Annotated in this window: 9 protein-coding genes and 2 pseudogenes; 3 read left to right on the top strand and 8 right to left on the bottom strand. The window is 67.3% G+C overall.

Annotation, left to right across the window (positions count from 1 at the left end; translation table 11 throughout):
* Positions 1-329: 329 nt before the first annotated feature.
* Positions 330-482 (top strand): annotated as a pseudogene (locus ACE3SG_RS14250) (hypothetical protein); the annotation flags it as partial.
* Positions 483-954: 472 nt separating this feature from the next.
* Here the strand turns inward: ACE3SG_RS14250 and ACE3SG_RS14245 are convergent.
* The gene (locus tag ACE3SG_RS14245; RefSeq protein ID WP_374565989.1) at positions 955-1290 is read right to left on the bottom strand and encodes a 3'-5' exonuclease; all 336 of its coding nucleotides are present in this window, start codon (positions 1288-1290) and stop codon (positions 955-957) included.
* Positions 1291-1331: 41 nt separating this feature from the next.
* On the opposite strand from ACE3SG_RS14245, the pseudogene ACE3SG_RS14240 reads away from it, so the two are divergent.
* Positions 1332-1595 (top strand): annotated as a pseudogene (locus tag ACE3SG_RS14240) (phosphate-starvation-inducible PsiE family protein); the annotation flags it as partial.
* Positions 1596-1988: 393 nt separating this feature from the next.
* Here ACE3SG_RS14240 and ACE3SG_RS14235 read toward each other — a convergent pair.
* Positions 1989-2483: a hypothetical protein gene (locus tag ACE3SG_RS14235; protein WP_374565932.1), complete on the bottom strand. Its 495-nt coding sequence runs from the start codon at positions 2481-2483 to the stop codon at positions 1989-1991.
* A 178-nt stretch (positions 2484-2661) separates the two neighbouring features.
* On the opposite strand from ACE3SG_RS14235, the gene ACE3SG_RS14230 reads away from it, so the two are divergent.
* Positions 2662-3243, top strand: coding sequence for a hypothetical protein (locus ACE3SG_RS14230; RefSeq protein WP_374565930.1), 582 nt, complete (start codon positions 2662-2664; stop codon positions 3241-3243).
* A 70-nt stretch (positions 3244-3313) separates the two neighbouring features.
* On the opposite strand, the gene ACE3SG_RS14225 is transcribed toward ACE3SG_RS14230, so the two are convergent.
* The 6 genes from ACE3SG_RS14225 to ACE3SG_RS14200 all read right to left on the bottom strand — a co-directional run bounded on the left by ACE3SG_RS14225 (position 3314) and on the right by ACE3SG_RS14200 (position 13406).
* Positions 3314-3682 (bottom strand): hypothetical protein, encoded by a 369-nt coding sequence (locus ACE3SG_RS14225; RefSeq protein ID WP_374565928.1) that lies wholly within the window; start codon positions 3680-3682, stop codon positions 3314-3316.
* The gene (locus ACE3SG_RS14220) at positions 3679-4674 is read right to left on the bottom strand and encodes a transglutaminase domain-containing protein (RefSeq protein ID WP_374565927.1); all 996 of its coding nucleotides are present in this window, start codon (positions 4672-4674) and stop codon (positions 3679-3681) included. Before ACE3SG_RS14220 ends, ACE3SG_RS14225 begins: the two co-directional genes overlap by 4 nt.
* Before the next feature lie 32 nt (positions 4675-4706).
* A complete protein-coding gene (locus ACE3SG_RS14215; RefSeq protein WP_374565925.1) occupies positions 4707-7382 on the bottom strand; it encodes a circularly permuted type 2 ATP-grasp protein in 2676 nt (891 codons plus the stop codon).
* A gap of 86 nt (positions 7383-7468) precedes the next feature.
* Positions 7469-10969 (bottom strand): DUF2126 domain-containing protein, encoded by a 3501-nt coding sequence (locus ACE3SG_RS14210; RefSeq protein ID WP_374565924.1) that lies wholly within the window; start codon positions 10967-10969, stop codon positions 7469-7471.
* Between the two features lie 23 nt (positions 10970-10992).
* A complete protein-coding gene (locus ACE3SG_RS14205; RefSeq protein ID WP_374565922.1) occupies positions 10993-11952 on the bottom strand; it encodes an alpha-E domain-containing protein in 960 nt (319 codons plus the stop codon).
* A gap of 17 nt (positions 11953-11969) precedes the next feature.
* A complete protein-coding gene (locus ACE3SG_RS14200; RefSeq protein WP_374565920.1) occupies positions 11970-13406 on the bottom strand; it encodes a circularly permuted type 2 ATP-grasp protein in 1437 nt (478 codons plus the stop codon).
* Between the last annotated feature and the right edge of the window lie 2 nt (positions 13407-13408).

Here is a 13408-nt window from a genome sequence, read left to right as displayed (position 1 = left end):
CGGAGTTTGAAAAGCTGGAAGGCTGCGTGACGTGCTTGTCGGTGCGACTGCGAGCACTGCCTTCGCCTTAGTTGGGAGATCACAAGATCTCGGAGCCGGTGTCCGTGTCGTCCGCCGCCAGTCCATCCTTCAAGGCAGGGCGTGACGGCGGTCGCGGCTAACCGCTGACCTGCCCGTACAGGCCCGTTGACCGTTGACCGTTGGCCCGGTGCTGGCGGCCTCGTCGCTGCAGCGCCTCTCGATCAACGTAGGTAGCCATGATCTTCAACGCCTACCACCCGACCGATCGACCGCATGACCGCTGAGGAAGCCCTTCAACGGGTTCGAACGATCTACGCCGAAACAGGCAAGACGCTTGGCGAAGACGTCAGCGTCAGACCGTCGCATGTTCGAACCGGTGGATGGTTTTCTCCCCGGAAACAGATCTGGGTCGTTTGGACGAATGCGACCCAGCGCGGTGGGAACCGCGTCTTCGAGTTTGATGCGAAGTCAGGTGAGTTGCTGAAGGACTTTGTGCTGCCAAGGTAGGTGATGCGATGCCGAGGGAGATGCGCCTGTCGCACCCCGGACTGTCGCCATGGTGGGTGGCAGGTCCAGACTGGGTGCTGTCGCTCGCTGACAGCGGCCCGAATGTCGGCGGAGTTGGTCACCTGTCGTTCGTCGACCGGCGCCGCGAAGGGCCGCTGCACCTAGGTCACCGGTCACTCGATCGTTGTGGTCAGCTGATGGCGAGCGAGCGTCTCCATCCGCTTGCGTTGGTCGTCGGCGCCCGACCCATCGGCGACATAGCCGCCTTCGAACTCGTCGCCCCCAAGCTACCAGTCGCATGCCTTCCAGAGGAAGGGACTTAGGTCGCTTTTCACAAGGAACCAGCAGCAGCCCACTCGTCGTAGTTCATCGGTGGATGCTATTTTCTTTAGCTGACAAGCCTGGCCTACCAACGGCTGTGACCGATCAAAGACGGATGACTGTCAAACCGCCTGCGTTGGCAGGATCAGTCAGGAGCCTCTCCAACTTCCTGACCTGAGTGTGGGGCGTAGCAATCGCCAGCAAGCGCTGGGCACGCGAGGCCCCGACGTAGACTTTCCGAAGCTCCTCCGCCATTGCGGGCGGCGCGCCGGTCTCGAGATACTCGATCGTGCGCTTCGCCTTTCTAGGGGAGAGCACCACGCACACCGCGGGGAACTCGGCTCCCTTCACACTATGAATGGTCCGAGCTGAGTAGCCATGCGTCGGAAGCGGTGGCAGTGCCTCTGCCAGCAAGTCATTGCGCTTCAGAACCTGCTTGATCGACTTGTCACTACATGCAGGCAGCTTAGCTTTAAGAATGTCTCGAGTTCAAGCATTCGATCATTCGGGTAGCACTGCGCCGAGAGAGCATTGTGCAGGTCAAGACGGTGGTGCTGATCGCCTTGCTGGCCCTGTCCAGGAAGTTCATCGTGCTGGACAGCAAGGTCACGGAAGCACAGACCATTGCCGCACTGGCGCTTGCCACGCTCGTCTTGGGAATTGTCTACTGGCTGCTCCGCGAGCGCGATGATCGACTGTCGAAGGACCGTTGTACGGGTCCGGGAGATGAGCTGGGAGACGCGTGACGGGGCTCAGTTCTGCGCCACAGCGCGTCTCGGCTCTGAGCGCCCCTACTTTCACCGAGTCTGGGAACGCATCGTAGCGTGCGCCCACTGTTGGGAGGCAGCTCTGCGGCCGAGTCTCGCGGGTTGTAAGACCGCTGTGGGTCGGGCGCGTGAGTTGGCGTCCAGATGAAGCAGCCGCTCAATTGCCCGACGACTCATGAAAGCACTGCCCGCTAGTCGAAGGTCAGCAGTGCCTTCGAGACCAGTCGGTCGTGGCGCAATCGTTCGTGTGGATCACCGACTGGTAGGTGGCCGTGACCGTGACTGCCGCGTCGAGGATTGACCGACTGGACCCGCTGCAAAGCCGCCGATAAACCCCCGACTCCGCCCCCTTGCTGGCTGCAAGAGCGCCGCTCAATCTGCGGCAGGCTTGACCTGCCCGTTGATGTTGACCAAGCGAACGGTCGACACGTTGAGCACAGCCCTCAAGGACTCCAGGTCTGGCACTTCGACCATCACGACCGGGAGAACGGAAAAGTCGTAGACGACCCGGGCACCCGCGAGTTGGCCGTCGGGGAATGCGCCGTCTTTGGCTGCGCGCAGCCGACTCTTCAGCTTGGCCACGACGGCGGCGTCGCGCGTCTTGGCCTCGGCGTCGATTGCATCGATGAGTTCCTTGGCGCCGCCGGCAGCAGCCCTTCGCCGATCCGTCTCGTCGGAAATCGCGACCCGCTCTCTGGCAATCACCGTATCCAGAAAGCCCACGTTCAACTCGACCAGCAGGCGCTGCACCTTGCCTGCCTTGGCGTTCTCCCAGACCTCCTGAGACCCCAGCTTGTGCGCGTAGGCCGCCGCTTCAGGGTCCGACTGGGCACTCGCGAACTGTGCTGACGTGACCAGTGCGATCACAATCGCTGTCCATCCAAGCCACTTCACGTTTCTTCGTCTTTCCATTGCCAAGAATACCTGTCACAGGACAGCGCCTCAGGCGCCGGATGGCCACGCAAGGGCTGGCCTCCGGCATGGCAGCGCACCAACCCCTGCGCAGCATGCCGCAGGATTCTCCTTGCGTCGAACGTTGGGTCTCATGATGCATCCCCCGAACGGCACCTTCATCTACCTCTTGGGCATCGCAGGATGCGGGAAGCTGACGATTGCGAAGGCCATCCACAGGCGTCACGGCTGCATCATCGTCGACAACCATCACATCAACAACGTCATCTTCTCGCTCATCGATCCAGACGGAATCACGCCGCTTGTGCCGGAGGTCTGGGAGAAGGTTTCGCGCGTCCGAGCTGCGGTGCTGGAGACAGTGAGAGATCTTGGCAAGCCCGGGCGAACCTTCATTTTCACGAACGAACTGCTTGAGGGAATTCCAAAGCACAACGAGGTCTTCGAAGACGTGCGGCGAGCCTCGGCTGAGCGTGGGGCGCGCTTGTGCGCGGTCCGTCTGCAAATCGATCCCGAAGAGGCTGCGCGTCGAGCAACGTGCCCTGGCCGAGCAGAAGCCTTCAAGGAGATTGATCCAGACAATGCAAGAAGGAAGGCCAGGGAAGCGACTGTGCTGCGCCCGCAGGGCGTTGAAACCTTGAACCTCGATGTGACCCGCCTCACGCCGGATGAGGCGGCGGAGCGAATACTTGCGCATGTACTCGCCTCCGAGGCCTAGCGGCCAACTGTTCGACTGAGCCACGCCACCGAGAGCCGCTCGCCTCTTCGCTGGTGAGCGCAGATCACTCTTAGGTCAACCACCCTTGCGGCTCCATCGCGCTGTTCCAGAACAGCACCTGTCCATGGCGGGTGTAGTCGCCGACGAAGAGCACGAAGTAGGAATCGGCGCCCTCTCCTCTTCGCTCGTATTGGAAGGCGCCCAACTCGGTGACGACAGGGGCAACGCCCGCCTCCTGTAGCGACGCGGCATAGTGCCCGTGGGTCTGCTCGTAGCCCATCAAGGCCCGAACCATCGGATCTCCAGCAGCCTTCACGGCTTCGAGACTAATCGCGGGAGCCTGGGGACTGCACGCCGCCACGGCAAGACACAGCGCGAAGTGAACACGGCGAATGGCGTGTCCGAACGGGCCGGCCAGATGCATCGTCGCCAGGCTCACACCGGCTCCACCGTCACCCCCACCAACGGCTGCGCCCGGCCCCCACCGCGGATCACGCCGCGCAGCGGCGCCACATCCGCATAGTCCCGCCCCCACGCCAGCGTGACGTGGTCGGTGCCGGCGGGCACGGCGTTGGTCGGGTCCAGCGCCACCCAGCCTTGGGTGGGGCACCAGACCTGGACCCAGGCATGCGAGGCGTCGGCGCCGACGAGCCTGGGTTGACCGGGTGGCGGTTGGGTGAGCAGGTAGCCGCTGACGTAGCGCGCCGCCAGGCCGAGGGATCGGCAGGCGCCGATCATCACGTGGGCAAAGTCTTGGCAGACGCCGCGCAGCTCGGCGAGCGCTTCGGGCGCGCGCGTGGCCACTGTGGTGGACAAGGGCTCGTAGGTGAAGCGCTCGTGGATCAGCTGCATCAACGCGAGCGCGCCGGCGACCACGCTCACGCCGGGTGTGAAGGCCTCGTGGCCCAGCGCGGCCAACGCGGCGTCGCGCGGGGCGTAGGCCGAGGGCAGGCTGAACTCCACCGCTTCGGATCGCACGGCGCCGGCGTGGTAGCGCAGCGCTTGGGCCACTTCTTCCCACGGTGGGCTGTTGGCGGGGTCGGGCTCGGGCTGCGGCAACAGGCCGGCTTCGAAGGTGCTTTGCACCTGCAGGCGCTCGTGCACACGCGCGTGGCTGAAGGCGACGCGGGTGTTGCCCCAGCTGTCGACGCTGCTCTGGCCTTGGGGCACGCCGCAGGCATCGGTCGGGCGGCCTTGCAGCCATTCGTCGGGCGGTGGGTCGACGACCAGGCGCCAGCCGCGCACCTGCTGCAGCGCCGTGTCGCGCGGCGCCAGGTGGGCCATGTGGTGGGCCAGCTCGACCGGCGCGTCGTAGTCGTAGGCGGTGTCGTGGCGCACCTTGAGCCAGATGCGGCCGTCGGCACCGGTGGCCGCTGGCGCGGCGGCGTTGCCGCCGGGCTCGGGCAGTGCTTCGTTGGCGGCGTCGGGCATGGTGGTCATCGGGTGGGTCGCTGCGGGCGCGCTCACTGCCACACGGCGCGGTCCACCGCGCCCACGTGCGAGAACAAGCGCCTGCCCAGTGCATCGGACAGGCCCTGCGCCTGCACGCTGCAGTCACGCAGCGCGGCCACCAGCGGGCCGTGGCTGCCGGTGTCGTCGGGGGCGGCCATCAGGTCCAGCGGCCAGTCTTCGGGGCGCGGCAGTGTCTGTGCCATTTCATGGGCCCACAGTGGCTCGTGGCGTGCCAGTTTGACGAAGCGGTCGCGCATGGTGCGCGCCACCCAGGCCAGCGAGCGCGGGTTGTCGGTGTCGTGCACCAGCAGGTGCAGCAGCGGCGGCACCTCGCGCCGGGCCTGAAACTGCGCGCGGTAGGTGATGGTGGAGTCGAAGATGCCCAGCAGCAGCGCGAAGCCGTCGTCGCGCTGCTGCAGGCCATGCTCGAAACCGGTGGCCAGCGCATGGCTCAAGAAATCGAGCCGCTCGATCTGGCGGCCGACGCTGAGCAGGCGCCAGCCGTCGTCGCGTGTCATGCGGTCGGTCTGGGCACCGGTGATCGCGGCCAGGTGCGTGGTCACGCGCCCCAGCACGCCCAGCGCATCGGCCAGCGGCTCGTTGACCGGGCTTTGCATCACCTGCTCGTAGTGCTGCTGAAAATGGTCGCCCACCTCGTGGATGAGCTTCCAGTGCTCTTGCGACAGCCGCTCGCGCAGCGCTTGTGCGCAGCTGCGCAGCGCCAGCAGGTTGAAGGCCACACTGCGGCTCGATTCGGCATCGCCCAGCGCATAGACCAGCGAGCGCTCGAACACGCGCAGGCTCTGCTCGGGCGACGGCACCTCGGCGCCGACCAGGCCGTGGCGGCGGGCCAGCGTGTCCAGCACGCGCAGCACGGCGGGCGATGCGCCGTAGATGAACGAGCCGGTCAGCGCCTCCAGCGTCAGGCGGGCCAGGCGCACGGTGTTTTCGGCGCGCTCGGTGTAGCGGCCGAGCCAGAACAGGTTCTCGGCCGAGCGGCTGGTCACCGTGCGGTGCCAGCCGGCCAGGTCGGCTGCGGTCAGCGGCTTGGGCAGCAGGCTGGTGGTGTCGATCTCGCCTTCGGTCTGGACCCAGGTGTCGGCGCTGGCGCTGCCGCGCTGCATGCTCAGCCATGGGTCGTGCGCGGCGTCGCGCCGGTGGCTCACGCGCGCCAGGCCGCCGGGCAGCACGCGCCAGCCGCCGGCGCCGTCGCTCAACGCGAACACGCGCAGCACGGTGGCGCGCGGCTCCAGCGCGCCCTCGCGCCAGACGGGCGTTTCGCTCGGGCGCACGCGGGCCTGCAGCGTGTGAGCGGCGGGGTCGGCGTCGATGCGGGCCTGCAGCGTGGCGCGGGCGCCGGGGGCGAGCGCGGCCGTCACCAGCGGGGCGAAGCCGCTGGTGGGTGCGCCGCTGCCAAAGCCGCCGGCACTGGCGTTGTTGCTCGGGAAGGTGGGCGCCACCACAAAGTCGGCCAGCTTGGGCGCGAGGCGTTTCCACACCGCCTCTTCGCCGCACCACCAGTTGGTGGTGGCCGGCAGCAGCAACTCTTCACCCAACAGCTTCTCGGCCACGCTGGGCCAGAAGGCGGCCAGGCCCGGGCTTTCGAGCCAGCCGGCGCCGGGCGAGTTGGCCACCACCACCTCGCCGGCGCGCAGGGCCTGCAACAGGCCGGGCACGCCTAACGCCGAATCAGGGCGCAGCTCCAGCGGGTCCAGATAGTCGTCGTCGACACGGCGCAGCAGCACGTGCACACGCTCCAGCCCGTGCAGCGTCTTCAGGTACAGGCGGTTGCCGCGCACGGTGAGGTCGCCGCCTTCCACCAGCGTCAGGCCCAGGTAGCGGGCGAGAAAAACCTGCTCGAAGTAGGTTTCGTTGTGCGGCCCAGGTGTCAGCAGCACCACGCGCGAGCGTTCACCTGCTGGCGAGAGGCGCAGCAAGCCCTGCAGCAGCGTCTGGAAGCTGGCCGCCACGCGCTGCACGCGCAGGTCGCGAAACGCCTCGGGAAACTGCTGGGCGATGATCAGCCGGTTCTCCAGCAGGTAGCCCAGGCCAGATGGCGCCTGCGTGCGCTGGCCCAGCACCCACCAGCCGCCGTCGGGGCCGCGCGTCAGCTCGAAGGCGGCGATGTGCAGGTGCACGCCGCCGCGCGGCTTGACGCCGTGCAAGGGCCGCAGGTATTGCGGGTGGCCCAGCACCAGCGAAGGCGGCAGCAGGCCTTCGTCCAACAGGCGGCGCTCGCCGTAGACATCGGCCATGGCCGCGTTCAGCAGCCGGGCGCGCTGCGCCACGCCGGCCTCGATGCCGGCCCACGCTTCGGCGCCGATCAGCACCGGCAGCAGCTCCAGCGGCCACTGCCGGGTGGCCTCGGTGTTGCCGTCGGAGTAGACGTTGTAGGTGGCGCCGTCTTCCTGCACGCGGCGCTGCACGCGCTGGGCGCGGGTGGCCAGGTCTTGCCAGCCTGCGGTGCCGCTGGCGTCGAAGAACTGCTGCCACAACGGGGCCAGTTGCACGCGGGCCGCGCGCGTGGTGCCGGGCTCGTTCAGCCGGCCGTGCAGTTCGTCGTAGTGGCCTTCGGTGCCCTGGGTGGCGGCGGCCGCGGCGAGCACGGCCGCCTCTGGCAGCTCGTCGGACAGCAGGCTGGATTGGCGAGGCGACTCGGCGCCAGGGGGCAGGCTCGTGGGGGACATGACAGCGCGGTATGAGCCCGCATCATGCCTGCCCGCCCCGGGGCCGCCAATTCATGGCGCCCCCAAGGGGCAGCAAGGCCGGGGCATCACGCACGCCGCAGGTCGAGCGTGAACGGGAACTCGAGGCTGCGTTGCGGCGGCGGCACCTGGCTCGTGCCCGCCGTGTGGCCCATCGGGAAAAAGCGCGACAGGCGGCGGCTTTCGGCCTCGAAGGCGTTGACCGGGAAGGTGGCGTAGTTGCGGCCGCCCGGGTGGGCCACGTGGTACTGGCAGCCGGCGAGCGAGCGGTTCATCCAGGTGTCGATGAGGTCGATCGTCAACGGCACGTGGGCGCCGATGGTGGGGTGCAGCGCCGAAGGCAGCTCCCACGCCCGGTAGCGCACGCCGGCCACGTATTCACCGACGCGGCCGGTGGGCTGCAGCGGCACCGCCACGCCGTTCACCGCCACACGGTGTCGCGGGTCGACCAGGCCGCTGACATGCAGCTCGATGCGCTCGAGCGACGAATCGACATAACGCACCGTGGTGCCGGCGGCCCCCTCTTCGCCCATCACATGCCACGGCTCCAGCGCGTTGCGCAGCGTCAGGTGCACACCGCGCGCCGTCAACTCGCCGATCTTCGGGAAGCGGAACTCGAAGTGCGGCGCAAACCACGCCGCGTCGAAGCCGTAGCCGGCGGCGGCCATGTCTTCGAGCACGTCGTCGAAATCCATCTTCAAGAAGCTGGGCAGCAAGAAGCGGTCGTGCAGCTCGGTGCCCCAGCGCACCAGCGCGGCCTTGTAGGGTGTCTTCCAAAAGCGGGCGACCAGCGAGCGCAACAGCAACTGCTGCACGATGCTCATGCGCGCGTGCGGCGGCATCTCGAAGGCGCGCAGCTCCAGCAGGCCCAGGCGCCCGGTGGCCGAGTCTGGCGAGTAGAGCTTGTCGATGCAGAACTCGCTGCGATGGGTGTTGCCGGTCACGTCGACCAGCACGTTGCGCAAGGTGCGGTCGACCAGCCATGGTGGCATTTGCGAACCGTGGATCTGCGTGGCGCGTTCGATCTCACCCAGCGCGATCTCCAGCTCACGCAATTGGTCGTTGCGGGCTTCGTCGACGCGCGGGGCCTGGCTGGTCGGGCCGATGAACAGGCCTGAGAACAGGTAGCTCAAGGCCGGGTGGTTGTGCCAGTAGGCCAGCAGCGAGGCCAGCAGATCGGGCCGGCGCAAGAAGGGCGAATCGGCCGGCGTGGCGCCGCCGAGCACGAAGTGGTTGCCGCCGCCGGTGCCGGTGTGGCGGCCATCGAGCATGAACTTCTCGGTCGACAGGCGCGACTGGAACGCGGCGTCGTAGAGAAACTCGGTTTGCTGCACCAGTTGGCGCCAGCTGTGCGCGGGGTGGATGTTCACCTCGATCACGCCGGGGTCGGGCGTGACCTGCAGCAGCTTCAGCCGCGGGTCGCGCGGCGGCGGGTAGCCTTCGAGCACGATCTTCACGCGCTGCGCGGCGGCGGTGGCTTCGACCGCGGCGAGCAGCTCGAGATAGTCTTCCAGCGCTTGCAGCGGCGGCATGAAGACGTACAACACGCCGGTGGCCTTGCCGGTGTTCTCGGCCTTCGGGCCGTTGGCACGGCGCGGGTCGCGCGCTTCGACGCACAGCGCGGTGCGGGTGATCCAGTGGGCCGACTGTTGGCGCTCGGGGAAGGTGGTGTCGGTGGCGACGGGGCCGCTGCCCTCGCCCTGCCCGGGCGCACCACTGGGCGCACCACCGGCCCCACCACCACCAGGGGCACCTTCGCCCGGCGCCCCCCGCAGCGCCTGCAGCCCGACCACGCCACCTTCGGCAAAACCGCCACCTTCGCTGTGCGGCGCGTAGCCGCCACCGTATTGCGCGCGCAGCGCGGCCGGGCCGGGCAGCTGGCCGCGCGGGGCGAACGGGTCTTGCTCGTGCAGGTAGGGGTAGTCGCTCTTGGCGACCCAGGGCAGCGAGTCGAGCGGCAAGCGGTAGCCCATCGGCGAGTCGCCGGGGTGCAGGTACATGCGCTCGTCGCGAAAGAACCAGGGCCCGGTGACCCACTTGTTGCCGCCGAGCTGCGGGCCTTCGCTGCGCTTCAACGGCAGCACATAGCCCACCTCGTGCTCCAGCCCCTGGCTGAAGATGCGGCGCAGGCGAGTGCGCTCGAGCTCGTCGTCGAGCCTGGCGTTGAACGGGTCGACGTTGACCGGCAGCCGGCGCTCGCGCCACAGGTAGTACCAGGTGTCTTCATAGCCGGTCTGCACATACTGCGCATCGAGCCCGAGGCGGTCGGTGAGCCCGCGGATGAAGCGCTTGGCGTCTTCGCTGGTGTAGGCGTGCGGGTCGCGCTCGTCGGCGAAGAGGCTGGGGTCGTGCCAGCAGGGTTGGCCATCGGCACGCCAGCAGATCGACAAGGCCCAGCGCGGCAGCTGCTCGCCCGGGTACCACTTGCCTTGGCCAAAGTGCAAGAAGCCGCCTTGGCCGTATTCGGCGCGCAGCCGGTGCACCAGGTCTTGCGCGAACATGCGCTTGGTGGGGCCCAGCGCGTCGGTGTTCCACTCGGCGCCGTCGCGGTCATCCACCGAGACGAACGTGGGCTCGCCGCCCATCGTCAGGCGCACGTCGCCGGCCTGCAGCTCGTCGTCGACCTGCTCGCCGAGTTGCAGCACCCGCGTCCACTGATCTTCGGTGTAAGGCTTGGTGACGCGGGGCGATTCCCAGATGCGGGTGATCGCCATCTCGTGCTTGAACTGCACCTCGCTCTCGTCGACCGCGCCGCTGACCGGCGCCGCGCTCGAAGGCTGCGGCGTGCAGGCCAGCGGAATATGGCCCTCGCCGGCCAGCAGGCCCGAGGTGGGGTCGAAGCCGATCCAGCCGGCCCCCGGCAGGTAGACCTCGCACCAGGCGTGCAGGTCGGTGAAGTCGACCTCGGTGCCGCTCGGGCCATCGAGTGCCTTCACGTCCGGCGTCAGCTGGATCAGATAGCCCGAGACGAAGCGCGCGGCCAGGCCCAGGTGGCGCAGCGTCTGCACCAGTAGCCAGCCGGTATCGCGGCACGAGCCGCTGGCGTTGACCAGCGTCTGCTCCGGCGTCTGCACGCCGGGCTCCATGCGGATCAGGTAGCGAATGCCGTGCTGCAGCCGCTGGTTCAGCCCGACGAGAAAGTCGATCGTGCGGGTTTCGCTGCGGTCGATGCTGTCGACGAACTTGGCGAACGCGGGGGTCAGCGGCTCGGTGACGAGGTACGGCGCCAGCTCTTGCGCCAGCGCCTCGTCGTAGCTGAAGGGAAAGGTCTCGGCGCCCGGTTCGAGAAAGAAGTCGAACGGGTTGTAGACCGACATCTCGGCCACCAGGTCGACCGTGACCTTGAACTCGGTCGTCTTCTCGGGAAAGACCAGCCGCGCCAGGTAGTTGGCGAACGGGTCTTGCTGCCAGTTGATGAAGTGCTCGGCCGGCTCGATCTTCAGCGAGTACGACAGGATCGGCGTGCGGCAGTGCGGCGCCGGGCGCAGCCGCACGATCTGGGGCGACAGCCCGACGTTGCGATCGTATTGGTAGTGCGTGACATGCTTGAGCGCGACATGAATCGACAAGGGGCGTCCTTCGCGTTCGTTGATCAGTGCACGGCCGCGACGAGGAAATCGCGGCTGATGCCGGCACCGAGGTCGCCCACGCGGTCCAGAAACTGCGTCAGGTAGGCATGCAGGCCGGTGGCGAGGATCTCGTCGATGCGGCCGTAGTCCAGGTCGGCCTGCAAGCGGCCAGCACGGCGCTGGGTGTCGGCCGACTGCTCGTTGGCGACCAGCTTCAGGTTGGTGACCACCTCGTGCATGCAAGCCGCCAGCGAGCGCGGCATGTCGTGCCGCAGGATCAGCAGCTCGGCCACCTTCTCGGGCGTGATCACGTTGCGGTAGACCTTGCGGTAGACCTCGAAGCCCGACACCGAACGCAGGATCGCCGACCAGTGGTAGAAGTCGTACTCGTTGTCCTTCTCGTCGGCGGCGCCGTAGAAGTCGCTCTGCACGGCGTGAAATTTCACGTCGAGCAGGCGCGCGGTGTTGTCGGCCCGCTCGAGGAACGAGCCGATGCGGATGAAGTGAAAGGCTTCGTCTTGCAGCATCGTGCCCACGGTGACACCGCGGCTCAGGTGCGAGCGGAACTTGACCCACTCGAACAGGCTGGCCGGGTCGCGCGTCAGGCTGCCGTCGGCCAGCAGGCGGTTGAACTCGAGCCAGGTCTGGTTCGTCGTCTCCCACACCTCGGTGGTCAGCGTGCCGCGCACGGCGCGGGCGTTTTCGCGCGCGGCGCGCAGGCAGCTCAGGATCGACGACGGGTTGCGCTCGTCTTTCACCATGAACGACATCACCTGGCGCGGGTTGATGCCGCCGTAGCGAGTGGTGTAGTCGTGCGTCAGCTCGCTGATGCTGAGCAGCCCCTGCCAGCCCTGCTCGGCCACGCCGGCCGATTGCGGCAGCAGCGCGGTCTGGTAGTTGACGTCCAACATCCGAGCAGTGTTCTCTGCTCTTTCCATGTAGCGCGCCATCCAGAAAAGATGGTCTGCTGTACGTGAAAGCATCTCGTCCTCCCGACCCGTTAGTCTTCCAACACCCAGGTGTCCTTCGTGCCACCGCCTTGAGACGAGTTGACGACGAGGGAGCCTTCTTTCAGCGCGACGCGGGTCAGGCCGCCGGGCACCGTCTGCACGCTGGTACCCGACAGCACGAAGGGCCGCAGGTCGATGTGGCGCGGCGCGATACCGGACTCGACGAAGGTCGGGCAGGTGGACAGGCTCAGCGTCGGCTGGGCGATGTAGTTGCTGGGGTTGGCGACGAGGTGCTCGCGGAACGCCGCGATCTCGTCCTTCGTGGCCGCCGGGCCGACGAGCATGCCGTAGCCGCCGGCGCCGTGCACCTCTTTGACCACCAGGTCGGGCAGGTGGTCGAGCACGTATTTCAGATCACCGGCCTCGCGGCACAGGTAGGTCGGCACGTTGTTGAGGATCGGTTTCTCGCCGAGGTAGAACTCGATCATCTTCGGCACATACGGGTAGATCGACTTGTCGTCGGCGATGCCCGTGCCGATGGCGTTGCTGAGCGTCACGTTGCCGGCCTTGTAGGCCTCGACCAGGCCGGCGCAGCCCAGGGTCGAATTCGGGCGGAAGACCTTGGGGTCGATGAAGTCGTCGTCGATGCGGCGGTAGATCACGTCGACCCGCTTCGGGCCCTGCGTGGTGCGCATGAAGACGAACTTGTCTTTGACGAACAGGTCTTGCCCCTCGACCAGCTCCACGCCCATCTGCTGCGCGAGGAACGCATGCTCGAAGTAGGCCGAGTTGTACATGCCGGGCGTGAGCACGACGACGGTCGGCTCGTTCACGCCCTGCGGCGCGACGCTGCGCAGCGTTTCCAGCAGCAGGTCGGGGTAGTGGGCCACCGGCGCGATGCGGTGCTCGCTGAACAGCTCGGGGAACAGCCGCATCATCATCTTGCGGTCTTCGAGCATGTAGCTGACACCGCTGGGCACGCGCAGGTTGTCTTCGAGCACGTAGTAGCTGCCCGAGCCGTCGGGGTTGGCGGCGCGCACGATGTCGATGCCGGCGATGTGCGAGTAGACGTTCTGCGGCACGTCCACGCCCATCATCTCGGGGCGGAACTGCGCATTCCTCAGGATCTGCTCTTCGGGCACCAGGCCGGCCTTGAGGATCTCTTGGCCGTGGTAGACATCGTGGATGAAGCGATTCAGCGCGGTCACCCGCTGGCGCAGGCCTTTTTCCATCTCGCGCCATTCGTGCGCGGGGATCACGCGGGGGATCAGGTCGAAGGGGATCAGGCGTTCGGTGCCCTCGCCTTCGTCCTTGTCGCCATAGACGGCGAAGGTGATGCCGACGCGGCGGAAGATGACCTCGGCTTCTTCGCGCCGGCTCTTCATCATGTCGCGCGGCTGTTGCGCGAGCCACTGGGCGTAGGTCTTGTAGTGCTCGCGAACGCTGTCGCTGCTGGCATGCATCTCGTCGAAGCTGGGTCTCGTCATTC

This window comes from Ideonella sp. (genome assembly GCF_041914305.1).
In the GTDB taxonomy this organism is placed as follows: domain Bacteria; phylum Pseudomonadota; class Gammaproteobacteria; order Burkholderiales; family Burkholderiaceae_C; genus Ideonella.
The sequence above is the reverse complement of the archived record's forward strand: the minus strand, read 5'-3'. Positions and strand labels throughout refer to the sequence as shown.